Source organism: Janibacter limosus (assembly GCF_004295485.1).
In the GTDB taxonomy this organism is placed as follows: Bacteria; Actinomycetota; Actinomycetes; order Actinomycetales; family Dermatophilaceae; genus Janibacter; species Janibacter limosus_A.
In genome coordinates this window covers 2,998,305-3,022,679 of sequence record NZ_CP036164.1, presented here as the reverse complement: position 1 = coordinate 3,022,679, position 24,375 = coordinate 2,998,305, and the positions used below count along the sequence as shown (strand labels likewise).

General features: G+C 71.0%; 23 protein-coding genes. 8 read left to right on the top strand and 15 right to left on the bottom strand.

Annotated elements, in window-relative coordinates:
- Positions 1-60 precede the first annotated feature (60 nt).
- The 8 genes from EXU32_RS14465 to EXU32_RS14430 form a co-directional block, all read right to left on the bottom strand.
- The gene (locus tag EXU32_RS14465) at positions 61-3,699 is read right to left on the bottom strand and encodes a DUF2126 domain-containing protein (protein WP_130630537.1); all 3,639 of its coding nucleotides are present in this window, start codon (positions 3,697-3,699) and stop codon (positions 61-63) included.
- A gap of 51 nt (positions 3,700-3,750) precedes the next feature.
- Entirely contained in the window at positions 3,751-4,494 is a 744-nt protein-coding gene (locus EXU32_RS14460) for a hypothetical protein (protein WP_130630536.1), read from the bottom strand.
- Positions 4,494-5,246 carry a hypothetical protein gene (locus EXU32_RS14455; RefSeq protein WP_130630535.1) on the bottom strand — a complete coding sequence of 251 codons (753 nt, stop codon included), beginning with the start codon at positions 5,244-5,246 and terminating at the stop codon, positions 4,494-4,496. Before EXU32_RS14455 ends, EXU32_RS14460 begins: the two co-directional genes overlap by 1 nt.
- A gap of 8 nt (positions 5,247-5,254) precedes the next feature.
- A complete protein-coding gene (locus EXU32_RS14450) occupies positions 5,255-5,959 on the bottom strand; it encodes a hypothetical protein (RefSeq protein WP_130630534.1) in 705 nt (234 codons plus the stop codon).
- Positions 5,960-6,046: 87 nt separating this feature from the next.
- Positions 6,047-6,778, bottom strand: a complete 732-nt coding sequence (locus EXU32_RS14445; RefSeq protein WP_130630533.1) for a hypothetical protein — start codon at positions 6,776-6,778, stop codon at positions 6,047-6,049.
- The gene (locus tag EXU32_RS14440; RefSeq protein WP_130630532.1) at positions 6,775-7,515 is read right to left on the bottom strand and encodes a hypothetical protein; all 741 of its coding nucleotides are present in this window, start codon (positions 7,513-7,515) and stop codon (positions 6,775-6,777) included. Before EXU32_RS14440 ends, EXU32_RS14445 begins: the two co-directional genes overlap by 4 nt.
- On the bottom strand, positions 7,512-8,270 hold the full coding sequence (locus EXU32_RS14435) for a hypothetical protein (protein WP_130630531.1): 759 nt from the start codon (positions 8,268-8,270) through the stop codon (positions 7,512-7,514). The genes EXU32_RS14440 and EXU32_RS14435 overlap by 4 nt, the downstream gene beginning before the upstream one ends.
- 46 nt (positions 8,271-8,316) lie before the next feature.
- Positions 8,317-8,997, bottom strand: coding sequence for a 4a-hydroxytetrahydrobiopterin dehydratase (locus EXU32_RS14430; protein ID WP_130630530.1), 681 nt, complete (start codon positions 8,995-8,997; stop codon positions 8,317-8,319).
- Between the two features lie 61 nt (positions 8,998-9,058).
- Between EXU32_RS14430 and EXU32_RS14425 the strand changes: the two genes are divergently transcribed.
- Positions 9,059-10,486 (top strand): HAD-IB family hydrolase, encoded by a 1,428-nt coding sequence (locus EXU32_RS14425; RefSeq protein ID WP_130630529.1) that lies wholly within the window; start codon positions 9,059-9,061, stop codon positions 10,484-10,486.
- Between the two features lie 67 nt (positions 10,487-10,553).
- Here EXU32_RS14425 and EXU32_RS14420 read toward each other — a convergent pair whose 3' ends face one another.
- Entirely contained in the window at positions 10,554-11,216 is a 663-nt protein-coding gene (locus tag EXU32_RS14420; RefSeq protein WP_130630528.1) for a DUF4352 domain-containing protein, read from the bottom strand.
- Between the two features lie 140 nt (positions 11,217-11,356).
- On the opposite strand from EXU32_RS14420, the gene EXU32_RS14415 reads away from it, so the two are divergent.
- Entirely contained in the window at positions 11,357-12,610 is a 1,254-nt protein-coding gene (locus EXU32_RS14415) for a sensor histidine kinase (RefSeq protein WP_165399695.1), read from the top strand.
- Positions 12,607-13,269, top strand: a complete 663-nt coding sequence (locus EXU32_RS14410; RefSeq protein WP_130630526.1) for a response regulator transcription factor — start codon at positions 12,607-12,609, stop codon at positions 13,267-13,269. The genes EXU32_RS14415 and EXU32_RS14410 overlap by 4 nt, the downstream gene beginning before the upstream one ends.
- Before the next feature lie 39 nt (positions 13,270-13,308).
- Here EXU32_RS14410 and EXU32_RS14405 read toward each other — a convergent pair whose 3' ends face one another.
- Complete coding sequence (locus EXU32_RS14405; RefSeq protein WP_130630525.1) at positions 13,309-14,031, bottom strand: FadR/GntR family transcriptional regulator; 723 nt, start codon at positions 14,029-14,031, stop codon at positions 13,309-13,311.
- Positions 14,032-14,162: 131 nt separating this feature from the next.
- On the opposite strand from EXU32_RS14405, the gene EXU32_RS14400 reads away from it, so the two are divergent.
- Complete coding sequence (locus tag EXU32_RS14400; protein WP_130630524.1) at positions 14,163-15,563, top strand: GntP family permease; 1,401 nt, start codon at positions 14,163-14,165, stop codon at positions 15,561-15,563.
- A gap of 1 nt (position 15,564) precedes the next feature.
- Positions 15,565-16,089, top strand: a complete 525-nt coding sequence (locus tag EXU32_RS14395) for a gluconokinase (protein WP_130630523.1) — start codon at positions 15,565-15,567, stop codon at positions 16,087-16,089.
- A 104-nt stretch (positions 16,090-16,193) separates the two neighbouring features.
- Here the strand turns inward: EXU32_RS14395 and EXU32_RS14390 are convergent, their stop codons facing one another.
- Positions 16,194-17,753 carry a hypothetical protein gene (locus EXU32_RS14390; RefSeq protein ID WP_130630522.1) on the bottom strand — a complete coding sequence of 520 codons (1,560 nt, stop codon included), beginning with the start codon at positions 17,751-17,753 and terminating at the stop codon, positions 16,194-16,196.
- Between the two features lie 208 nt (positions 17,754-17,961).
- Between EXU32_RS14390 and EXU32_RS14385 the strand changes: the two genes are divergently transcribed.
- Positions 17,962-19,323, top strand: coding sequence for an MFS transporter (locus EXU32_RS14385; protein ID WP_165399694.1), 1,362 nt, complete (start codon positions 17,962-17,964; stop codon positions 19,321-19,323).
- Between the two features lie 19 nt (positions 19,324-19,342).
- On the opposite strand, the gene EXU32_RS14380 is transcribed toward EXU32_RS14385, so the two are convergent.
- The gene (locus EXU32_RS14380; protein WP_130630520.1) at positions 19,343-21,022 is read right to left on the bottom strand and encodes a PucR family transcriptional regulator; all 1,680 of its coding nucleotides are present in this window, start codon (positions 21,020-21,022) and stop codon (positions 19,343-19,345) included.
- Between the two features lie 115 nt (positions 21,023-21,137).
- Between EXU32_RS14380 and EXU32_RS14375 the strand changes: the two genes are divergently transcribed.
- Positions 21,138-21,590 (top strand): GlcG/HbpS family heme-binding protein, encoded by a 453-nt coding sequence (locus EXU32_RS14375; RefSeq protein WP_130630519.1) that lies wholly within the window; start codon positions 21,138-21,140, stop codon positions 21,588-21,590.
- A gap of 12 nt (positions 21,591-21,602) precedes the next feature.
- Positions 21,603-21,860, top strand: a complete 258-nt coding sequence (locus EXU32_RS14370) for a hypothetical protein (RefSeq protein ID WP_130630518.1) — start codon at positions 21,603-21,605, stop codon at positions 21,858-21,860.
- A gap of 49 nt (positions 21,861-21,909) precedes the next feature.
- Here the strand turns inward: EXU32_RS14370 and EXU32_RS14365 are convergent, their stop codons facing one another.
- The 3 genes from EXU32_RS14365 to EXU32_RS14355 are packed head-to-tail and all read right to left on the bottom strand — an operon-like array spanning position 21,910 to position 24,364.
- A complete protein-coding gene (locus EXU32_RS14365; RefSeq protein ID WP_130630517.1) occupies positions 21,910-22,347 on the bottom strand; it encodes a RidA family protein in 438 nt (145 codons plus the stop codon).
- A complete protein-coding gene (locus tag EXU32_RS14360) occupies positions 22,341-23,960 on the bottom strand; it encodes a gamma-glutamyltransferase family protein (protein ID WP_207233810.1) in 1,620 nt (539 codons plus the stop codon). Before EXU32_RS14360 ends, EXU32_RS14365 begins: the two co-directional genes overlap by 7 nt.
- On the bottom strand, positions 23,957-24,364 hold the full coding sequence (locus EXU32_RS14355; protein WP_130630516.1) for a Rieske (2Fe-2S) protein: 408 nt from the start codon (positions 24,362-24,364) through the stop codon (positions 23,957-23,959). The genes EXU32_RS14360 and EXU32_RS14355 overlap by 4 nt, the downstream gene beginning before the upstream one ends.
- Between the last annotated feature and the right edge of the window lie 11 nt (positions 24,365-24,375).

Below are 24,375 nucleotides of genomic sequence, written 5' to 3'. Positions count from 1 at the left end.
CGTGCGGGGCGAGGTGTCAGGGACCACCACTCGGTCGCTCGTCCCTCGACCCCGAGGTGGTCAGGCGGGCTCGGCCTCGATGCTCGTCTGCTGCACGGCACCCTCGGCGCTCGTCTCGACGACCGCCACGCCGTCTGCGGGCGGCATGCCCGCATCGAGCGTCTCGGTCGGTGGGGTGGCGAACTCGTCCTCGGTGCCCGGCATCCGGTCGGTCCCCGGGAACCGGCGCAGGTCGAGCGTCACCGGGTAGTCGGCGACGGCCGGGCCGAGCCCGGAGCGCGGGTCGGGCAGGGCCGACAGGTCGATCGGTCCGGGCGTGTGGTCGCCGACGACGAAGCGGGCCGCCCGGCGCGACTCCGCCGACGCGGCGTTGACGGGGAAGCTGTCGTAGGCCACGCCCCCCGGGTGGGTGACGTGGTGGGTGAAGCCGCCGAGGGAGCGGCCCGACCACCGGTCGACGAGGTCGAAGGTCAGCGGGCCGTGCACGCCGATCGTCGGGTGCAGCGCCGACGGGGGAGCCCAGGCGCGGTAGCGGACGCCGCCGACGAAGGCGCCGGTGCTCCCCTTCGCCCCGACGGGACCGCCCCAGCCCTGCTCGGCCACGGGGACCATCGGCACGGGGACGCCGTTGCAGGTGATGACGTGCCGACCCTCGACGAGGCCGACGGCGCGGACCTGGACCTTCTCCACGGAGCTGTCGACGTAGCGGGCGGTGCCGAACTGACTGACCTCCTCGCCGAGGACGTGCCACGGCTCGATGGCCGAGCGCAGCTCCAGCTCGACCCCGGCGATGGTCGTGTCGCCCAGGCGTGGGAAGCGGAACTCGAGGAAGGCGTCGAACCACGCCGGGTCCATCCGGCCGGCCCCGACCCGCTCGAGGTACCGGTTGAGGTCGTCGAGGACGTCACGCAGGTCGGCGGCGACGAAGGCCGGCAGCAGGTAGCGGTCGTGCAGCCGGGTGCCCCAGTGGACGAGCGGTCCGGTGTAGGGCTCGTCCCAGAAGCGGGCGACGAGCGCCCGCACGAGCAGCGCCTGCAGCAGGCCCATCCGCGGGTGGGGAGGCATCTCGAAGCCGCGCATCTCGAGCAGCCCCAGCCGGCCCCGCTCGGTGCCGGGGGCGAAGAGCTTGTCGATGCAGAACTCCGACCGGTGGGTGTTGCCGGTGATGTCGGTGAGCAGGTGGCGCAGCAGCCGGTCGGCGAGCCAGGGGCGGGTGTGCTGCTTGGGCCGGTGGTCCTCGTCGAGCGGCTCGGTGATCGCCTGCGCGTCGTGCTCCATCGCGATGACGTGGTCGAGCTGGGCGAAGGCGATCTCGAGCTCGTAGAGCGACTCGGCGCGGCCCTCGTCGACGCGCGGTGCCTGCGAGGTCGGGCCGATGAAGCGCCCGGAGAAGAGGTAGCTGAGCGCCGGGTGGTGCTGCCAGTAGGTGATCAGCGAGCGGAGCAGGTCGGGTCGGCGCAGCATCGGGCTGTCGGCCGCCGTCACCCCACCGAGCGTGAGGTGGTTGCCGCCGCCGGTGCCGGTGTGCGACCCGTCGAGGTCGAACTTCTCGGTCGAGAGGTGGATCTGCCGGGCGTGCTCGTAGAGGCCCTCGGTCTGCGCGACGAGCTCGCCCCAGGAGGCGGTCGGGGAGACGTTGACCTCGATGACCCCGGGGTCGGGGGTGACCGACATCGTGCGGACCCGGTCGTCGCCGGGCAGGGGGTAGCCCTCGAGGACCACCGGGTGGCCGATCTCGGTGGCGGCACCCTCGACGGCCGCAACCAGGGCCAGGGCGTCCTCGAAGTCCTCGACCGGGGGGAGGAAGACGAAGAGGTGGCCCTCGCGGTGCTGCACGGCCAGTGCCGTGCGCGGGGACTCGTCGATCGGCAGGACCCGCGCGGGGGCGGCGTCGACCTCAGCGAGGGTGCTCGGGTCGAGGGCCGGGAGCGCTCCGCGGGGGGCGAAGGGGGATCGCTCCGGCGTGATCGGCCCCTCCGACCAGGCGATGGAGGACAACGGCAGGCGCAGGCCGGCGGGGGAGTCGCCGGGGATGAGCGCGAGGAACCCGCGGCGGGTGCGCCAGGTCGTCGTCGCCCAGCCCTCCCCGTCGGGCGCCGGGAAGATCGGCAGCACCCACGCGGCCGGGGTGTCGGGGTCGACCTCGGTGTCGATGCGGGCCAGCGCGGCAGCGCGCTTGGCCTCGTCGGACGCGTCCTCGTCGTCGGGCGCGAGGTCAGCGGGCGTGGGCGCGTCGCCGTCGGGGCGGCGGGCCTCCTGCGCGAGCCGCTGCAGCGGGTCCTCCACGGCGGCGACGAGCTGCTCTACCGGGATGCCGGTGCGGCGGGCGATGCCCAGCGCCAGACCGCGGGCGGCGTCGGCCGCCTCGGGAGAGGTGGAGTCCTCGCGCGGCGGGCCCCACGGGTCGTCGAGCAGGTCGGGGTCGCGCCAGAGCGGCTGGCCGTCGGTGCGCTCGGCCAGCCCGATCTGCCAGCGGGGCAGCGGCTCGCCGGGGTACCACTTGCCCTGCCCGTGGTGGCGCAGGGTGCCGGGGCCGGACAGGCGGCGGGCGAGGGCCATCGCCAGCTCGCGCTTCTGCTCGCCGTCGGCGGCCGTGTGCCACTGCGGGTCCTTGGTGCCGCCGGCGGCGACGAAGGTCGGCTCGCCGCCCATCGTCAGGCGGACGTCCCCCTTCGCCAGCAGGTCGTCGACGGCCTCGCCGAGCGTGGTGATGTCGGCCCACTCCTCGTCGGTGACCGGCTTGGTGACGCGCGGGTCCTCGGCAAACCGGGTCACGGTGTTGGAGAAGCCGAAGGTGACCTCGGCCGGGGCCGTCGCGCCGCTGATCGGGGCGGCCGACGCGGGGTGCGGGGTGCACGAGAGCGGGATGTGGCCCTCGCCGCACAGCAGCCCGGAGGTCGCGTCGAGCCCGACCCAGCCGGCGCCGGGGATGTAGACCTCGGCCCACGCGTGCAGGTCGGTGAAGTCCTCGGCGGGGCCGTTGAGGCTGTCGTCACCGACCGCGCTGAGGTCCGACGTGAGCTGGACCAGGTAGCCGGAGACGAATCGGGCGGCGAGCCCGAGCTGGCGCAGCGCCGACACGAGCAGCCAGGCGCTGTCGCGGCAGGAGCCGATGCCCCGCTCGAGGGTGTGCTGCGGCGTCTGGACGCCCGCCTCGAGGCGGACCGTGTAGTCGACGCTCTCCCGGATCGCCCGGTTGAGCCCGACGATGAAGTCGACGATGCGCGTGCCCTCGCCGATCGCCGCGTCGCGCGGCGCGGTGAGGAGCGAAGGGAGGGTCCGCTCCAGCCAGGAGCTGACCTCGGGGGCCGGGCCGCTCCCTTCGCCACCGTCGTCCACGGGCTGGAGGTAGGGGGCCAGGTCGGCGCGCACCTGCTCCGGGTAGGCGAAGGGGAAGGTCGACGCCCAGTCCTCGACGAAGAAGTCGAAGGGGTTGATGACCGTCATGTCGGCCGTGAGGTCGACGGTGATCTCGAGCCGGGAGACCTTGTCGGGGAAGACGACCCGCGCCAGCCAGTTGCCGAAGGGGTCCTGCTGCCAGTTGAGGAAGTGCTCCGCCGGCTCGATCCGCAGCGCATAGCTGGGGATCGGGGTGCGGGAGTGCGGCGCGGGTCGCAGCCTGATCGTGTGCGGGTAGACGTGCGTCGGCTCCGCGAACTCGTAGGAGGTGCGGTGCTCGAGGGCTACACGGATGGTCACCCGCCCACTGTAGGTGCGAGGGCGGGCCGGGGCGCCCGGCGAGGACCGCGGCTAGTGCTCGACCTGCAGGTCCTCGAGGATCTGGGCGGCATGGGTCTCGAGCTCGGCGAGGCCCCGGTCCTCGTCGAGGTGCACGCTGTTGACCTCCACGAGGTTGTTGCCGGCCCGCACGACGACGTAGTCCAGGTAGACCCGCACGCTCTTGCCGTCGACCTGGTCGAAGGTGATGAGCCGGGCGCCGTAGGACTGCTCGCCGAGGGTCGAGACCGTCCGGGGCTCGGCCAGCACCCGCAGGTCGAAGTGTCCGGCGTGGTCCCTGCCGGTGAGGGAGAAGGCGGAGCAGTCGGCCATCGCGGCCCCGGCCCGGTCGAGCAGGGTGGGCCCCACCGGACGCGAGTGGGAGTCGATCTCGAAGCCGTAGGTCGTCGCCGGGTCATTGGTGCGCCACGTGCGTTTGGCGTGGGCGACGCGCACCGTGCGCAGGGACTCGGCCTCGTCGCCGATGCGCATGGCGTCGAGGCATTCGGCAGGGTCGGTCGCGCGCCCCTCGGGGTCGCTCTGCGGCGCGACGTCCTCCGCTCCCTCGGGCCGGGCCGGGAGTGCCGCCTCGGCCTCGGCCTCCGTCAGCTGCCGGCCCTCGCCGGTCTCGGCAGTGGGGGACGAGGAGGAGGGCGTGGGCGACGTCGTCGTGGTCGGCTCGTCACTGGCGAAGGGGGTGCACCCGGTGAGGGGGAGGGCGACGGCGGCCAGTGCCCCGGCGAGGGCGACGGCGCTGCTGCGTGTCCGCGGACCCATCACTCCTCCAGCCCGGCGAGGGCCGCACGGGCGGCCTCCTCGGTGACGGCCGCGTCGGGGGTGCCGTTGTAGGTGCCGTTGGCGACGGAGATGGTGTTGTGCCCGATCTTGATCATGACGAAGTCGAGCGTGAAGGTCTCGTAGGTCTGCTGGATCGTCAGCCGCAGCGACAGGGTGCGGTCACCGAGCGTGGGGAAGCTGAGGGGCGACGCCGCGTAGGAGCTCGTCGAGCCCGTGTCGACCTGGCGGACGTCGAAGGTCGGGCAGTCGGCGATGCGCGACCCCGCCTCGTCGAAGAGGTGGGCCGGGTAGGGGTCGTCGAAGGAGTAGGCCCAGACGCCGAGGAAGTGCCGCTCGGTGCCCGGGGGCGGCAGGTTGTCGCTGCGCTTGAAGTTGGCCTGGACCCGAGCCCTCTGGGACTGCTTGGCCTCCTCCCACTCGGGTCCCTTCTGCAGCAGGGGCGCGCACGTGGCGGGCGTGACATCGGCTCCGGCCGTCTCGAAGACGGTCTTCATCGGGTCGTCCACCCACCCGTCCCCGAGATCGCTCGCCGTCGGCAGGGCGGCGCGCAGCCCCCCTTCGTCCAGGGGACGTCCGGCACCGGTGAGCGTGCCGAGGTCCTCGGTCGGCTGGTCGCTCGCGCCCTGCGAGGTCGGCGCGGACGTCGACGAGCCGGCTGAGCCGCTCTGCGGCAGCAGGCCGCACCCGGTGAGCGACAGGGAGAGCGCGGCCGTCAGGACCGCGGTGCGCACCACGGACCTCACAGCGCGTCCAGGTTGCCGATGGCTGCCTTGGTCAGGGTCTCGACGGCAGAGGGGTCGTATTTGGAGCGCGGACCGGAGGCATAGACGACGTAGACGAGGTTGTGGCCCCGGGACGCACCGGCGATCTGCACGACGCCGCCCTTGAAGATGTCGCCCTCGGTGGTGCTCTGCACGCGGGTGGAGTAGGTCCGGTCACCGATCTGGGGGAAGGTGACCAGATCCAGCCGCCACGAGGACGTCCCCGACTCGTCGATGAGCTGGAAGGTGCCGCACTGGCTCTGGGCGGCTCCGGCGTCGTCGAAGAGCTGCGCGGGGACGGGCTGGTCGTAGGAGGAGACGGTCACGGTGATCGAGCCGCCCTCGTTGCCCACGAAGGCCTTCTTGACCCGAGCGGTCCGGTGCTCCTTGAGCGCCTTGCCCGCGGTGCCCGCGAGGCGGACGTCGAGGCAGCTGGCCGGGTAGGCGGTGGCCTCGTCGCTGGGCTCGGCCTCGGAGCCCGCCTGGTCCGGGTCGACCTCGATGTCCTCCGGCAGCTGGTCGTCCCGGGGGATGGCCATGCGCACCTGGTCCTCGCTGAGCTGGCCGGCTCCGACAGGGGGAGGGGGGTCGCCGCCGCCGATGGCCGGGCGGATGCATCCGGTGACGAGCAGCAGTCCGGTGAGCGTGGCGAGCCCGCGGACCGCCGTGCGGGGGTACCCCATGTCTGTCCCTTCGTCGGCCGTGGACAAGCCTACGGGCCGCGGCGCGCCGAGGATGGGTGAGATTGCTCCTTGCGCGAGCGGTCGCGCCTACCGGGCCAGCTCGTCGAGGACGCCCTGGGCGTACGTGGCCAGGCGCTTGTCGTTGCTCTGCGTGTAGCCGGTGCGCATCCGGACGCTGATGAGGTTGTGGCCGCTGCGCACCCACAGGTAGTCGACGGCCATGTCGAACTCCTCGCGCCCGATCCGCACACCGAAGCTCTGATCGCCCATCGCGGGCGTCGGGATCGACGTCGCCTGCAAGTCGTTCAACGAGTCGTCGGGCGAGTCCCCGCTGGCGAGCGTGCCGCACTCGGCGAGCGCGGCACCTGCCTCGTCGAAGAAGCGCTGGGGATAGACCTCGTCGTGGCTCCAGAGGGTGACCGACATCTGCGGCGCCGCGAAGTCCTGCGGCTGGAGGTAGATCTGGCCGCCTCCGGCGACCATGTGCTCCTTCTTGAAGGTGCGCATCTCGGGGGTGTCGAGCTCCAGCGCCAGGCATGACTCGGGGTCGGTCACTGCCGTGCTCTGCCGGGTGGGGTCGATCTCGCGGTCAGAGGCCGGGTAGGGGCCCTCGTCCTTGCCGGGCAGTGCGGCCTTGACCTCCGCGGCCGTCAGCCGTCGCTGCTCGGGGCCGTCGGCCGGCGACGGGGTGGGCGCCGACGTCGTCGCGGCGCTCGACGTCGGGGTGGCCGGCGTCGGCGAGTCCTCGCCGCAGGCGGCGAGGGGCAGGGCCACGGCGAGGGCGGTGACCAGCGGGACCAGGCGCTGCGCGGGCCTCATGGCGTCTTGGCCAAGTCGTCGAGCACACCCTGGGCGGTCGTCTTGAGCTGGTCGCCGTTGTCCTGCCGGTAGCCGGTGAGCATGCGGACGTGGACGACGTTGTGGCCGCTGCGGACCCAGAGGTAGTCGATGGCCAGGTCGACGTCGCGGGAGCCGATGCGCACGCCGAAGCTCTGGTCGCCGAGCGTCGGGGTCGGGATCGAGGTCGCCTGCCACGTCACGTCGGAGGCGCCCGGCTCGGTGCGTGCGGTGTGCGTGGAGCACTCGCCCAGCACGGCGCCGGCATCGTCGAGGTACTCGCGGGGGTACGGCTCGTCGTAGCTGAGGATCCCGACCGAGATGCTCGGCGACCCCGGCTGGTCGGGGTCCTCGCTGAAGCGCACCCCGCCGTCGGCGACGAGGTGCTCCTTGATGAAGGTGCGTTGTGCCGCAGTGGCCATGTACAGCGCGAGGCAGGACGCGGGGTCGGTGGTGCGCTCGCTGACCGAGGAGGTGTCGAAGCCGCGCGAGTCCGGTCGGAAGATGGCCGGGACGTCGTCCTTGGTCGGCAGGGCCGCCCTGACCTGCTGGCTCGTGAGCTGGCGGTGCGCCGGTCCGCTCGCCTGCTCCGTGGGCGTCTGCGTGACCGTCACCGTCGACGGGGTGGGCGGCGTGCTCTCGCCACCGCAGGCGGCCGTCGTCAGGCCCAGGGCGGCGACGACGGCGAAGGGGGCGATGCTGCGCCTCGAGCGGGTCACGGCGTCTCCTTGAGCTTGTCGAGGATGTCGCTGGCGTACTTCGTCATGAGCTCACCGTCGTAGGTGTCCTCCTTGCTGAGGGTCATGACGGTGATGAGGTTGTGCCCGCTGCGCACGTAGAGCCGGTCGGTGAAGGAGTCGGTGCCGTCGGACCACAGGCGCACCCCGAAGGACCGGTCGCCGAGCGGCGGGACGGAGATGGCCTTGACGTGGCGGGTGCTCGTGCTGCCGCTCTTGGTCCAGGTGTAGGTGGCGCAGTCGGTGACGTGCTCCCCGGCGGCGTCGAGGATCGAGGTGGGGAAGGGAGCGTCGAAGCTCTCGACGTAGGTGGCGGTGATGAGACCGCCGCGCGACTGGGGCGTGCTGAAGCGGGCGGCCTCGTCGACCTTGCGGTGCTCGTCGTCGAAGGAGCGGGCCTCCTGCGAGGCGAGCTCGACGTCCGCGCACACGGCCGGGTCGAAGGTGATCGGCTCGTCGCTGAAGGTCGAGATGTCGATGCCCCAGCCGTCGTCGGGCATGTCCTCGATCGTGGGCAGCGCCGCCTTGGCGGTCGCGGCGTCGACCTGCTGCTGCTCCGGCTTGTCGAGCATCTCCGGGGTGGTCTCCTCGCCGGCCTGCGCGGACGAGCTCGCGGCGGAGCTCGACGTGGGCGGCTGCGGGTCGTCGGAGCCGCCGCAGGCGACCAGCCCGAGGGCGCCCACGACGGCGGCCGCGGGGGCGAGGAGTCGGGTGGTGCGGCGGGCGGGGCGCGTCATGGGTGCGTCGTCACCTTCGGGAGGGGGGCGGGGCGCCCACAGGTTCTCACGACGTCGGGTTGGCGCTCTTCTCGTGCGGCTGCCAGGTGCACACGCAGGCCTCGTTGCCGCCGGCGTCGGCGAGGACCCACCAGGAGGGCGCGAACTCGTCCGTGACGAGGCGCCCACCCGCGGCGACCACTGCCTCCACCCGGGCGAGCGCCTGGTCGTGCGGGACGTAGACGTCGAGGTGGACCCGGCCCCGGCCTTCGCGGGCCGCGCTCTCCTGGAACCAGATCTGCGGCAGCTGCCCGTCGGGCGAAGGGAGGCTGCTGGGGTCCCCCTTCGCCTCGCCGTGGCCGGTGAGGGCCATCCAGAAGGGGCGGATCGCGTCGGCGTCGGCGGTGTCGATGCCGACCGTCATCGACGTGGTGACCTCCGGTACCGGCTCGGCCCCCACGTCGGCGGCGATCCGGCTGATCTGGCCCGCCAGCTCCAGGTCGCGGGGGCTGATCCCACCGACGTCGTGGCTGACGAGCCGCAGACCGACCCAGTTGTAGCGCAGGTCGATGTCGGGGTGGTGGTCGGCCTCGTCGGCCGCCTTGGCGATGCGGTTGACCAGGTCCAGCGCCGCGGCGTAGTCCGCCACCTTGAGCCGGGTGCGCAGCATCCCGTCGACCTCTCGCCAGTCGCGTGGTGCGCGCTCGTCGACCTGGCTGCTGGTGAGGACCTCGGCGTCATCGCTCATGTGACCCACGTTAGATGCCGTAACCCTGTCCGGCAGGCGATCGCGTCGGTAACCTCGCGGCATGACGGGCGCAGCATTCTTCGATCTGGACCGGACCCTCCTGCCGAAGGCCTCCGGCCCGGCGCTGTCGGCCGCCATGCGGCAGACCGGGGTCATCTCTGCGCGGATGCCGGGCGAGGCCCTCCTCTTCGGCTACTTCAACCTCCTCGGCGAGTCCCTCGGCTCGATCGCCCTGGCCCGCCAGGCGGTCCTCGTCGCCAAGGGCCGGGCCGCCGATGCCTTCGACGAGGCGGCCCTGCTCGCGGCCGACGTGCTCGAGCCGATGGTCGGGCCCTTCGCCAAGATGCTCATCGCCGAGCACCAGGAGGCCGGCCGGCCGGTCGTGCTCGCGACGACCACCCCGGAGCACCTCGTGCGACCGCTCGCCGAGCGGCTCGGCATCGACGCCGTCATCGCCACTCGGTACGAGGTCGGCGACGACGGCCGCTTCACCGGGCGCAACGACGGCCACTTCGTGTGGTCGACGGGCAAGAGGGCGGCCGTGCGCGAGTGGGCGCAGGACAACGACATCGACCTCGACGAGTCCTTCGCCTACTCAGACTCGATCTACGACGCCCCGCTGCTGAAGGCCGTCGGCAACCCCGGTGCGGTCAACCCCGACCCCCGGCTGCAGGCGCTCGCGATCGCTGCGCGCTGGCCGGTCCTGCACTTCGACACCTCGCCCGGGGTCTTCAAGCTGCCGATCATCGGGCTGGAGCTGCAGCGGATGGTCACCATGCTTGCCCGGCCCGAGGTCTTCCCGTACGCCAAGTTCACCGTCTCCGGCGCCGAAAATGTCCCAGCCGCCGGGCCCGCCATCCTCGTGGGCAACCATCGCTCGTACTTCGACGTGATCGCGATGGTCGTCGCGATGGGTCGCTCCGGGCGCACCACGCGCTTCCTGGGCAAGAAGGAGCTCTTCGACGCCCCCGGCCTCGGCACCTTCTTCCGCGCCCTCGGTGGGGTGAGCGTGGACCGGCGTCAGGAGGACCCCAACAGCCCGGACGCCTTCGCCTCCGCCGTGCGCTCCATCGCCGGAGGCGAGCTGGTGGGCATGATGCCCGAGGGGACGATCCCGCGGGGGATCCACTTCTTCGAGCCCGGCATGAGCGGATACCCCGGAGCCGCCCGCCTTGCCCACCTCACCAAGGTGCCGGTCATCCCCTTCGCCGTCACGGGGACCGAGAAGGTCTGGCCGCGCTCCTCGAAGGTCCCGCGGGTGCTCAACCTGCTCGACCGCCCCGAGGTGACGGTGACCTTCGGGGAGCCGGTGGACCTGAAGTACCGCTCTGTCCCCCGCGACATGGAGCGGATCTTCGACGCGATCACCGCGATGCTCCCCGACGACGTGCGCGAGCCTCCCCGCCCGACCCTCGCCGAGATGGCGCTGACCTACCCCGACGGCAAGGTGCCCGACGAGGACCGCTGGTACGCGGTCGACGGGGCCTGACGAGGTCTGAGCAGGACGAAGGGAGTGGCCGCGGCCACTCCCTTCGCCCCTCCTCTCCCCCCGGAGATCACTTCAGCGAGACGGTCACCCCGCCGCTGAACATCGAGTCGTGCAGCTCGATCTCGGCCGGCTGGGCGTCGGCCGGCATGTCGTAGACGAGCGTCCCCTTCGCGGAGTTGCCCGGGTTGATCTCGTTGAGCCACATCTCGTTGTCCTCCATGGCGATCGCCGCGCTGCTGTCGGTGCTGAAGGAGCGCCCCTGGGTGTCCTTGAGCTTCTGCTCGGAGTCGAAGAGCGTCTGGGACTCGTCGCCGATGTTCTTCACCGTGATGTGCACGAGCACGAACTGGCCGTCGGCCTTCTCGTTGAAGTACTCCGAGCCGACCGAGGCGACGCCCTTCTCGACCTTGCTGATGGTGAACTCGAACTTGCCGTCCCTGGCGGAGTCACCGATGCCGGGCGCGGACTTCTCGGGCACATCCTTGGACGTCTTCTTCGAGGTGGTCGAGTCGGTGGAGTCGGCCGCGTCGTCGGTGGTCGAGTCGTCGGATGAGCTGCTCGCGTCATCCGAGCCGCCGCCCATGCTGAGCACGCCTGCGCCACAGCAGACCAGCACGATGGTGAGGGTGATCCCCAGGATGACGCTGAGGGCCTTGTGGCGGCCGAACCAGCTCTTCTGGACGGCCGGGACCGGCGGGTTGGTGGGCTGCCACTGCGGCTGCTGGGTCATCGTGACTCCTGGGTGCGATGCGGAAGGTGATGCCGCTGATGCAACCGTGCCGAGGGGGCGGCGCGCCTCGCCCGATCGGTCATGATCGACCGACCGAAGGGAGGACCCTGGTTGTCCCCGCGCGGGCCTACGATCCGGGCATGGACACGCAGACGCTGCAGCGTTGGGGACGAGCGTCGTGGTGGCGCTCGGTGCTGTGGACCCTCGCCTGCCTGATGAGCACGACCCTCGCGGTGGCGATGGGGGAGCCGCGCGCCGACCGGCTCGGTGGTCGCGTCCCCGACGAGATGGCCAGCGGTGTCTGGATCCTCTTCTGGTTGATCGGCCTGCTGCTCATCGCCGCCATGTGGTGGCGCCGGCGCTGGCCGTGGCAGCTCGCCGTCGCCGCCTCGCTCGTCACCATCGCCATCCCGATCGATCCGCTGGTCTCCCTCGTCGTGCTGATGCGGGTGTGGATCCGGTGCCGGTGGTCGACGGTCGTCGGGTGCACCGCCCTGGTGACGGTCGCGACCTTCGTCGCCACCTGGCGGGACACGAGGGGCCAGTCCCAGGTCGAGTCCTTCTGGTGGATCCTCTTCGGCAGCGACCCGACCGCGACACCGGGCCCCTTCCCCTGGTGGGCGCCCGTGATGATCACCGTCCTCGTGGTCTCGCTCTTCGCCAGCGTCGGCGGGCTGCGGCGCGCGCTGCACCGCGCGCAGGCAGCGGGGGAGGGGCACCGAGTCACCGCCGTCCAGCTGGCCGACGAGGTCGTGCGCCAGGCCGAGCGCGAGCGGGTGGCCCGCGAGGTCCACGACGTCATCGGCCACCGCTTGTCCCTGCTGTCGATCCACGCGGGCGCCCTCGAGGCCAACACCCGTGACCAGGACGAGCGCCTGGCGGGCTCGGCGAGCCTCGTGCGTGAGTCGGCGGCCCAGACCGCCTCCGACCTGCGCTCCCTCCTCGAGGTGCTGCGCCGTCCCGACGACCCGGCCCTGTCGCGGGCCGTGCCGGGGCTCGAGGCCCTGCCGGCCCTGGTCGACGAGACCGTCGCCCACGGGATGCCTCTCGTGGCGACGGTGGTCCTCGACGGCGCGACGATGCTCGACCCGGCGCTCGGGCAGACCGCCTACCGGGTCGTCCAGGAGCTGCTCACCAACGCGCGCCGGCACGCCCCCGGAGCCGGCGTCCGGTTGGCCGTGGTGGTCCGTCCGGACCTGGGGGTGACCATCGAGGCCGCCAACCGCACCGCACCGACCCAGGTGGTGGAGGGCAACGGGCTCACCGGGGTGCGTGAGCGGGTCGCCCAAACCGGTGGCGAGACCCACCTGCTGGTCGACGACGAGAGCGTCCTGCGCGTGGCCGTGCGCCTGCCGTGGCGACCGGCGCCGACCGGGGCCGGGGTGCTCGCATGACCGACCAGCCGATCCGCGTCCTCCTCGTCGACGACGACCCGCTCGTGCGGTCGGGGCTGCGTCTGATGCTCGAGGCCTCGGCCGACCTCCTCGTCGTCGGTGATGTCGGGTCGGGCGAGGAGTCCGTGCCCGCCGTCCTGGCCCACCGGCCCGATGTCGTGCTGATGGACTACCGGATGGGCGCGCTCGACGGGATCGCGGCCATGACCGAGCTGCGTCGTCTGGACCGTCCGCCGAGGGTCGTGCTGCTGACCACCTTCGACCTCGACGACCTGCCGGTGCAGGCCGTGCGGGCCGGTGCCGACGGGTTCCTGCTCAAGACGGCGAGCCCCGACCAGATCGCGCAGGCCGTGCGCGCTGCCGCCGCGGGGCATGCGCCGATGTCGCCGGCGGCGGCCCGGCACGTCCTCGCCCACGTCAGGGGCGACGCGGCCGACCACCGGCGGGCCGAGGCCGTGCAGCGGGTCGAGGTCCTCAGCGACCGCGAGCGCGAGGTGTGCGTCCTCATGGCCGGGGGTGCGACCACGGCGTCGGCCGCGGCCGCCCTGTACCTCTCCGAGTCGACGGTCAAGACGCACCTGCGCAGCGCCGAGGCCAAGCTGGGGGTGGGCTCGAGGGCCGAGCTGGCGATCCTCGTCGACCGGGCCGGGATGGTCTGAGGCCGGCCATCCGGTCATCCCGGTGTGGGCCGCGCCCGATCAGGCAGTGCCCGGCCCGTCACCACGGGCGTGGATCTCGTCCATGGCGTCCTGCGCCTCGGTGACGATGCGACGCATGGTCTCCTCCGCGAGCTCAGGGTGGCCGTCGGCCACGGCCGCCGCGACCTCGACGTGCCAGTCGATGGCGCCCTGCTCGGGGATGCGGGGCATGAGGTCGTGGTGGGTGCGGCCCGTGAGTGCTTCCGCGACGAAGGGGGCGAAGCCCACCAGCAGTGTGTTGCCCGAGGCGTCGAGCAGGGTCCGGTGGAAGTCGATGTCGTGCTGCAGGTAGGTGGTCAGGTCGCCCCGGGGCCCCGTCGCAGCCATCCCGTCCGCCGCGGCGCGCAGCCGCTCGACCTGCTCCGGTGTGGCGCGCTGCGCAGCCAGCCAGGCGGCCTGGGGCTCGACACCGCGGCGCAGCTCGCTGACCTCGCGCAGCTGCGCGAGACGCTGCGGACCCTCGAGGCGCCAGTGGATGATGACCGGGCTGAGCGACTCCCAGGTGCTCTCGGGCTGGATCGTCACCCCGACGCGACGGCGCGAGGTGGCCACTCCGATCGACTCCAGCACCTTGATGACCTCGCGGACGACGGTCCGGGAGACGCCGTAGCGTCCCTCGAGCTGCTCCATCGAGAAGACCTCGCCGGCGACGAGGCGCCCCGAGGTCAGGTCCGACCCGATCCGGCTCAGCACGCTGTGGTGCAGGCCCCCGCCCAGTGACATGGGGCGAATTCTCGCAGAGGGATGGCCCACGGCCAAAGAAAAGGATGACGATTGCTTGCGCAATAAGCATACTTTTGGAACAGTGGCTGCTGCGGATCCCTGCCCGCACCCCGCCACCGGAGGATACGAAGATGTTTCTCGTCGCTGACGCCGTACCGGAGCCCGCCTACGGCTCGGGCCCGCTGCTCGCCATCGCCGCGGCCGCCGTCGCGCTCCTGCTCCTACTGATCATCCGCTTCAAGGTCCACGCCTTCGTCGCCCTGGTGCTCGTCAGCTTCCTGACCGCGCTCGCGACCAAGATCGCGCCCGCCGACGTCGTCACGACGATGACCGACGGCTTCGGCTCGACCTTGGCCTCCGTGGCCCTGCTGGTCGGCCTCGGCGCGATGATCGGCCGTCTGCTCGAGGTGACCGGCGGGGCGCAGGTGCTCGCGGACACGCTCATCGCACGCTTCGGCGAGCACCGGGCGCCCTTGGCGCTCGGTGTCGCCTCGTTGCTCTTCGGCTTCCCGATCTTCTTCGACGCCGGCCTCGTGGTCATGCTCCCGATCATCTTCAGCGTCGCCCGCCGCTTCGGCGGCTCGGTCCTGCGCTACGCCTTCCCGGCCGCGGGTGCCTTCGCCGTGATGCACGCCTTCGTCCCGCCCCACCCCGGACCGGTCGCCGCAGCCGAGCTCGTCGGCGCCGACATGGGCATGCTGCTGGTCGTCGGCCTGCTCATCGGGCTGCCCACCTGGTACCTCGCGTCCTACCTCTACGGCCTGTGGGCCGGCAGCCGCTACATGGTCGAGGTCCCTGATCTGCTCTCCGGTGGACCGTCCACCCCAGAGGCCAAGGGAGGTCGCCTGCCCTCCTTCGGGCTGGTCCTGACGATCCTGCTCCTGCCGATGGTCCTGATCTTCATCGACACCGGCCTCAACACGCTGTCGACGATCGGCACCGTCGACGGCGACGCCACGTGGGTCGCTGCCCTGCGGATCATCGGCAAGACCCCGATCGCGCTGCTCATCACCACGCTCTTCGCGATGGTCGTCCTCGGCTGGCGCAACCGCTCCAAGGCTGACGTCGAGACGATCCTCAACGACGCGCTCGGCCCGGTCTGCGCGATCATCCTCATCACCGGCGCCGGCGGCATGTTCGGCGGGGTGCTGCGGGCCAGCGGGATCGGCCAGGCGCTCGCCAGCACGCTCGAGACGACCGGCCTGCCGGTCATCATCGCCGCCTTCGTCGTGTCCGCCGCGCTGCGCGTGGCCCAGGGCAGCGCCACCGTGGCCCTGACGACTGCTGCGGGGCTGATGGCGCCCACGATCGAGGCCAGCTCCGGGCTCAGCTCGATCGACCTCACCCTCATCGTCATCGCCATCGCTGGTGGTGCCACGGTGCTGTCGCACGTCAACGACTCGGGCTTCTGGCTCGTCGGTCGTTTCCTCGGCATGGACGAGAAGACGACACTGAAGACATGGACCGTCATGGAGACCCTCATCGGAGTCATCGGCTTCGTCTTCGCCTTCCTCCTGAGCCTGGTGCTCTGAGATGACCACTCACGTCGTCGTCATGGGCGTCTCAGGCAGCGGCAAGACGACCGTCGCCGAGGGCATCGCCGAGCGCACGGGCTGGATCTTCGCCGAGGCCGACAAGTTCCACCCGCAGGCCAACATCGACAAGATGGCCAGCGGGACACCCCTGACCGACGAGGACCGCTGGCCCTGGCTGCGCGATCTCGCGGCATGGATGGCCGAACACGCGGCTCGGGGCGAGGACACCGTCATCACCTGCTCGGCGCTCAAGCGGTCCTACCGCGACGTGCTGCGCGCCGACGTTGCCGCCCTCGGGGGTGGGCACCGCGTCGTCTTCGCCCACCTCCACGGCTCCGCCGAGCTCATCGCCGACCGGCTCAAGGGGCGCAAGGGCCACTTCATGCCCGCGTCGCTCCTGCAGTCGCAGATCGACACCCTCGAGGAGCTGGCCCCTGACGAGGACGGCGTCGTGCTCGACCTCTCGGCCGACCCGCAGCAGCTCATCGACGAGGCGGTCGCGGACGTGGCGCCCGGGCGCTAGGCGGCGACTCGCTCGACACGCGAGAACCTCCCCTGCGCAGGCTGTGTACCTACGAAGGGGAGGTTCTCGTCCGTGTACTCGAGAGCCGGGTGGCGATGGGGCAGCTAGCCGAAGATCGCCACCGCCAGCACCGTGGAGATGATCAGCCCCGTCATCACAGGTAGGAAGCACATGCGTGCCAGCTCGAGCACGTTGACCCGGGCGAAGCCCGCTACGGCGATGAGCGAGGACCAGGCGACGAAGGTACCGCCACCGGACCAGATGTTGCCCATCTGACCGACCGCAGCCAAAGTCTCCGGCGAGACCCCGACGACGGGTCCGAGGCTGCCTGCGAGCGATCCGGTCAGTGGCAGGCCCGAGAAGCCGGAGCCGTCGAGACCGGCGACGATACCGATGGCCAGGATGCCCAGTGCTGAGATGAACCCGTTCTCCGGGATGTGGGCCTGAGCGCTGAGGACCGCATCGAAGAGGAGCGACGGGCCTGCCGGGGAACCGTCTGCATTGGCGGCCACGCCAAGGATCGTGCCGGAGAAGTCGCCGTTGCCGATGAAGAAGAAGCCGGCGATCGGGAGAACGACCCCCATGGCCCGGAAGGCGAAGACGAGTCCGTCGGTCACATGCTCGGCGGAGCGCTCGAGGAAGTTCTTGCGGCTCTCGGCGAACGAGGCGAGGAAGATGGTCAGCGCTGCGATGCCGCCAACCAGAGCAGCTGCGTCGCCTCCCTTGAGGCTGTCTTCACTGCCGGCGTTCTTCAGGCTGAAGACGAGATAGCCGATGAGGGCCAGGTACGCCAGTGGCACGAGGATCGCGAAGAGCTTCGAGACTCGAGGTGAGACGCCGTCCGGCGTGTGGAAGTCGCGTGACTCGGGCTCGACGACGGCGTCACCGTCGCGAGTCATGAAGTGCTCAGCCATCTCGTCGCGGCGCAATGCCGCTCCATGACCTGTCGTCGGGGAGTCGACGGCGACGTTGTCGTCGAAGTTCTCGATCTGGTTCTCCCAGTCCGCAAGGAGCTCAGGGCTACCCGGCCGCATCCGCCGAAGCTCGAGGACGTAGCCGATCGCCAGGGCCACTCCTCCGGTGATGAGGGAGAGCGCAAGGGCGCGGTTGGCGACGATGTCGGGATCCACGCCAGCGGCCTTGGCCGAGATGCCCGGAGCCACTCGGATGATGAAGTCGCTCGACAGCGCCATCCCCTGCCCTGCAACGGCAATGGTGAAGCCCACCGCAAGGGGTCGCAGGCCCGACCTGATGGCGACGGGAATGAGGACAGCACCGATGAGGGGGACGGCCGGGGTGGGCCAGAAGAACAGCGAGATGCTGTACGTGGCAATCACCAAGGTCCAGAAGGACAGGTGGGCGTTGCGCATGACGGGCCGGAAGGGCGCGACCATCCGCTTGTCGGACCCCAGCGCCTGCAGCGCGCCGAGCATGCCGGTCACCAAGGCGATGATCAGGAAGATGTTGAAGAGCTCTTTGGCCGCCACGAGGCTGGCGTTGAAGATGGCCGCGATCCCCGAGGGGAGCGATCCGGTGTAGACGAGTGCAGTAAGCATCGTGAAGAAGACGGCCGGCACGATGATGTTCTTGCGCGCGAGCATCGTCGCGAGAATCGCGACGATGCCGACGAGATATACCCAGTGGGCTGCGGTGATCTCGATCATTTTGGTGGCTCCTGACCGAAGGTGGCTAGTGATGGGTCAGCCTGCCGAGGGCGCTCCCGACCGGTCTACGTCAGGGGTGCACAGTTGAGATGGCTAGATCATGTGCACATGTGCACTTGGTGTCGCGCGACGGGGGATGCAGGGTTGGCTGTGGGGCACCTGGATCTCCCTCCGATGGGCGAGGACCACGCGAAGGGAGACGATGGGGTTGAGCGTCACGCCTGACCGCCGTGCGGCAGCTGTTGCCGCAGCGGCACTTCTGCTGGTCACCATCATCGGCACGATGTCGAACAACATCATCAACGTGCCGCTCCGTCGAGTGGCGGCCGACTTCGACCAGCCGGTGTCCTATGCCGTTCTGTGCGTCAGTGCCTTCACCCTGATGCTTGCGATCTCCCTGCCGCTCACCGGATGGCTCGGTGACCGCCTGGGCCGCAAGCGGGTCCTGGTCGGGTCCCTGGCGCTGATGAGCGTCGCTCAGGTCGCCGCCGCGTTGGCGCCCAACCTGCCCTTCCTCATCGTGACCCGGGCCGTCCAAGGCCTGGCCTGCTCGGCCATCCCCCCGCTCGTGATGGGCATCCTGATGGTCGTCTACCCAGAGAGTCGGGGACGGTTGATGGGGGCGTGGGCCGCTGCCAACGGTGTCGGCCAAGCCATCGGTCCACCCGTCGGCGGTGTCCTCGCTGAGTACTTCGGTTGGCGTTCGGTCTTCGTCCTCGTCGCCGTGCTGTCCGTCATCGCACTCGTGGTCATCCAGGCCACGGTGCCGCACCTCGCGCCCCGGGCCTCCCACTTCCACGTCGCTGGCGCCGTGATGCTCACCCTGGGAGCCGGTCTGGTGCTGCTGGGCGCGACGATGCTCTCGCAACCGTCGGTACCCCTCTGGCTCGACATGGCCATCGCGCTGGCGGGGGTCGCCCTGCTCGGGGGGTTCATCAAGGTCTCGCTCGGCAACCCCCGCGCCCTGATCCCGCTTCGACTCATCGCGGAGGTGCGCTTCTTCCGGAGCTGCTTTGCGGCCTTCGCCCAGATGTTCCTCCTCGGTACCTCGCTCGTCGCGATCCCGCTGGTGCTGACCGGCCCGATGCACCTGTCATACAGTCGCGCCGGGATCTTCTTCTTCATCCTGCCCGTGGTCATGGCCGTCAGCGCCCCAGCGGTCGGGCGCCTGTCCGAGCATGGGTCTCCGCGCATGGTGCTTCGGATCGGTCTGTCTCTCATGGTGGTGACCGGCGTGCTCACGGCGCTCGTCGTCCGGGGCCTGCAACCAACGGTGACTGCCGTTGCCGGCTGCCTCCTGCTCACCGGAGCGGCCATGGCCATGGTCCAGACTCCCGCGGCCACAGGCGCGACGCGATCACCGGCTGGTGCGCACGGAGCAGCGCTGGGACTGTTCAACCTGACGCGCTTTGCCGGGATGACCGCTGGTGCGGCGTGGGTCGCGATCCTCACCCCGTTCGATGGGCGAGCCGCGATGTTCGCCGGCGCCGCCGTCGTGGCGGCGCTCGCCCTCGTCGTGAGCTTCGTCGGGGTCAGCCCGCAGCGTGAGCCGGTGTCGACCCTGGCGTGAGCGGCCCCGCTGGGCGACGTCAGCCGGAGTCGACCGCGCGCGAGGCGCTGTCTGCCGTCTTGGCCAGCAGGTCGAGCTTCATGGCCAGCCAGAGCGAGAACTGCGTCTCGGGATCGCGGAGGTCCTGGGCGATGGCCTTGGACGCGCGGTCCAGCTTGTAGAGCATGGTGTTGCGGTGGACGTTGAGGTCTCGCGAGGCCTGGGTCAGGTTGCCGCCGTCCTCGATATAGGTGCGGGCCGCCTCGTCCAGGTCGCCCGTGGCCTCACGCAGCGGGGTCAGCATCTCCGCGGAGAAGGAGCGGCCGTTGGGGCTCAGCGCGAGGTCGAGGAGGGCGACGTGGGTGCGCATCTCGAGGAACCCGACCGGCTCGTCCTTGCCGAGCTGGTCGGCCAGTGAGAGGGCGATGCGGGCCTCGCGATAGCTGTCGCTGATCTGCATCGCACCGTCGACCGGGCGTCCATAGGCCACCAGCAGATGCCGTTGGGTCTCGCCCTGCAGACGTCGGTGCAGCGCCTTGGCGTAGGCGCTGAGCTCGGCGCTGCCCTTGTCACCGCCCGAGCGGGTTGCGGGTGCGACCTCGCGGACGACGGCGATCACGTCCCCGATGACCGCGGAGAGGGCCGCTCGGTCCTCGGCACCGCGGAGCCGTAGCGCCGTGCGGGCCATGTTGGACAGGTGCTGGGGTGAGTCGTTCTCGGCGATGAGGCCCTTGGCCTGGACGATGACGACCCCGAAGCGGCGATCCGTGGGGAAGCGGCGGTGCGCCGCCCGAGCCACGAGGTCGGCGGTGTTGGAGAAGCGCCCGTGCAGCAGGGCGTGGACGAAGTTGCCTCGGGCCCGCTCCTCGGCACGCTCGATGCTGCGCATCCGCAGGACCTCGGTGCCAATGATCGACACCGCCTCCTGGAGGGCGATCACGCGACTGGCCGTGTCGTGCGCCGTGTGCTCGTCGGAGGCGGCGATGAGCACGAGCCATCCCTCGGAACGGTCGGCGACCATCACCGGGGCCACGAGGACCTGGGCGGTGTGCTCCTCGACGTCGACCTCGTGCTCGTGCACCGGGTGGTGGTGGGAGTCGAGGGCGCGCGGGAGGGTGCCCTCCTCGGCACTCACCCTGCGGGCGATCGACCCGGCAGTGCTGGAGTCGAGCCAGGGGTGCCGGTCTCTGGCGACGGCCTGCAGGGTGTTGGCGGTGTCGAGGAAGGCGACCGCGCAGTCGGTCAGGCGCTCGAGCTGCTGGCAGATCGCCTCCATCCCGGCCCCGCGGTGCAGCAGTGCCGCCAGGCGCTCGTGGACGCTCGTCGCATAGCGCAGCACGTGGCTCTCGTGCGCCAGCGCCAGCTGGGCCACCAGCCGGATGACGCCGTCGATCGATGTGCCCGAGGTGAAGCCGAAGACCGGAAGCCCGGTGGAGGCCGTGGCCCAGCGTGACTCGCTGGGCTCCCGGACGAGGACGAGTGCCGCATCGCGCTTCTCGAGGACGGACAGCACCTCGGGGGTGAGGACGCCGTCGTCGCCGACGATGACCGTGCGGCTCAGGTCGCTGGCGTTGGCCAGTGCCTCCTGCGCGGAGCGAGCCCACTCCAGTGGGGCGGTCCGGTCACCGTCGCAGATCGGCGCCGCGCTGCGCAGGGCGTGCTCCTCCAGGAGTCGGGCGATCGTGAGGTGCTCCGAGACCTCGGGGGCCAGCGTGTCCATTTGTGCAGTTTACGCATCAGGAGCGACCAATTTTCGTGCTATTGGTCCATTGAGTCATGGAGGGCGGTCGGCCACTGTGGAGGCAGACCCCCGACTCCGCCTCGAAGGAAAGACCATGCACTCGATCTACCGCATCACTCTCGACGACGCCCTGCCGATCTTGGCGGCGGCCCGGGCCAAGGCCGATGAGATCGGGGTGAAGCAGACCCTGTGCGTGGTCGACGAGAGCGGCAATGTCATCGCCTTGCACCGCATCCCCGGGGCGCGCCTCACCGGGGTCGACATCTCCATCGCCAAGGCCTTCACCGCCGCCGGCCATGAGCGGGCGACCCACAAGTTCAACGAGGCGCCGGGCGGCCCGGCGCTCCCGGGCAATGAGGCCTTCGGGATCAGCCACATGCTCCCCGGCAAGTTCGCGATCTTCGTCGGCGGCTTCCCGCTCGAGTACGACGGGCAGATCATCGGCGGCATTGGTGTCTCCGGCGGCAACGGGGAGCAGGACAAGGCCGTCGGTGCGGCTGCCATCGCGGCGCTCGCCGAGCACCTCGCGGCCAACCCCCCGACCTGAGGTACCGACCTGATGACGACGAAGGGGGCCGACCGGCCCCGAGAGACACCGTCACCTCCGTCGCCGCGCACGATCGGGGAGTGGAAGCAGGAGATCCTGCGTCTCTACAACGGCGTCAACCAAGAGATCACCGGCGCCGGCGTCAGCCGGCAGCGGGTGCAGATCAGCGATGACCACATCGTCGTCGTCGCCGAGCACCACAAGACCGCACTGAGCTTCGGGTCGGCCTTCGGTCGGGTCGTCGAGTCCGCGGAGATCTTCGCCTCCTGAACTCGACATGCCGAAGGGGAGACGACTCGTCTCCCCTTCGGCCGTGCACTCACGAGATGACGGCGGTCAGCTCGATCTCGAGCGGGGCATCGCCCGGCAGGCTGGCGACGCCGACGGCCGAGCGCGCGCACACTCCACGGCCGCCGAGGAAGGTGGCGAGGGTGTCGGTCGCGGCGTCGGCCACCGCGGAATGCTGGGTGAACCCGCTGGCGGCGTGCACGTACACGGTCATCCGCAGCAGGCTGCGGACTCGATCGAGGCCACCGGCCGCCTCGGCGAGAGCCGACAGGGCGTTGGACACCGCGATGACGGCGGCCTCCTTGGCCCGGTCGAGGTCGACGGCTTCACCGACCCGTCCGGTGACGACGAGGGTGCCGTCGACACGCGGCGTCATCCCAGCGGTGGTGACGAGATCACCGGACCGGCTCGTGGGGACGTAGTGCCCCTGGGGTCGGGGTGGGGGTGGGAGCTGCGGTGGGGTCACCATGCGACAGCGGTTCCTTCCATACGAGGGTCGGCCCCAGCGGAGAGGACGCCGGAGCTCGGGTCACGGGAGATGGCCAAGGCGGATCCACCGGGACCGCCTCGCTGCACCGGGATCTCCCGGACGCGGTGCCCAGCAATGCGCAGGGTCTCGAGGGTGGACTGCGGCAGCCCCTCCTCGACCCGCACCTCCGAGGGCTCGTCCACGACGTCTGCGTCGGAGCCGGGGAAGACGGTCAGGCGAGGGAGCGAGACCGCCCGCTGCGGGTCCAGGCCATGGTCCACGAGGTGGCTGATGACCTGCATGTTCCACTGCACCTGACCGTCGCCGCCGGGGCAGTTGCCGGCGTGGCGCAGGCCGTCGGCGTCGTCCGCGATCCAGGCATTGAGGGTGTGCAGCGGCTTTCGCCGAGGAGTGACCTCGTTGGGATGCCCGGGCACCAGATAGGCGCCTCGACCCAGGCGGTTGTTGAGCACGACACCTGTTCCGGGCACGGTGATGCGCGCGCCGAAGGTGAAGGCGAGCGAGTGGATGAAGCTCACCGTGCGGCCTTCGTCGTCGACGCACACGGTGCTCGTCGTGTCGCCGTCGATCCGTGCAGGGACCGCAGCCGTGGTCGGGGCCCCGAGGCCGACGCGCTGAGCGGCGATCCGCTCCGGGTCCAGCAGCTCCCGCCACGCCTCGTTGTCCGCGTTGACAGCGGCGAAGCGATCGTCGAAGGCGGTGCGTGCGGCCCCGGCGAAGAGTGCGCACGCCCGGGGCCCGAGGAGGTCGAGCTCGGGGAGCGACCCGTCGAGCAGGCCGGCCTGGTGCAGCACCATCCACCCGGCCGAAGGAAGCGGTGTCTGGTGCAGCGTCAGGTCGCCGTACCGGACGCTGATCGCCGGCTCTGCCCCCAGGGCGGCACCGGCGGCCCACTCGTCACCGGAGAAGGGTGCGCCCCCGGACGTCAGGAACTCGAGACTGCGGTCGGCGAGCTCGCCTCGGTAGAAGGAGAGCGGGTCTCGGGCGAGGGCCTCGAGGGTGTCGGCCAGGTCGCTCTGGTGCAGCAGGCGACCAACGGCGGGGACCTGCCCGTCAGGGAGGAAGCACGCGGCCGTCGAGGGGTCTGCGGCCAGGGGCACCTGACGCTCGGTGATGTCGGCGCGGTTCTTGCTGGTGCACGCAAAGCCGTTGCGTGCCAAGGAGATCCCGTTGGCCCAGAGCTGCGAGAGGTCCCAGCGGGCATGGGCGGCCAGGAGCGCGTGGGCGGCCGGTGCCCCTGGGACGGACACCGAGAGGGCGCCCGTGAGGGGGATCGCGGAGTGGCCCTGCGACCGGTAGAAGTCGGGCGTGCCACCGTCGGGTCCGTAGCCGCTGCCGCCCGCGGTCCACACGCGACCGTCTGGCTCGCGGACGATCGCGAAGACATCGCCACCGATGCCGCACTGGCCGGGCAGCACCACCCAGCTGACGGCCGCCATGGCCAGGCTGGCGTCGATGGCATTGCCGCCAGCCGCGAGCACCCGAGCGCCCTCGGCCGTGATGAGCGGGTGGCTGGACGCGATCGCGCAGGATCGGCCCAGCACGACCTGTTGCATCTGGCCGAGGGCGACGGGTGTCGTGGCTGAGGTCATTCGCGAGGCTTCTTGCGGCGCGGTCCGCCGTGCTCGATGTCCTTGCGGCTGACCCCGACGTAGACCTCTCCCTCTTCTTCCTTGACCTGGTAGACGGCGATGGGTGCCGTGGCGGGCGGGTAGATCGGCTCGCCACCCTCGAGCTCGAAGACACTGCCGTGGCAGGAGCACCGGATGCCGTCGTCCTGGAGCTTGCCGCTGCTCAGCAGGCAGTCGAGGTGCGTGCAGTAGTTGCTCGTCGCGTACGCCTTGCCCTTGAGCCGGGCGACGGCGCACTCGAGCTCGTCGACGTAGAAGCGCCGGACATAACCCTCCGGAACCTGACCGCTGCGGCAGACCTTGTGGAAGACGACCTCGTCGTCCGCCGGCTGCCGGTCCTCGGTGGTCTCGCTGTGCTCACTCATCTGGTGTTCCT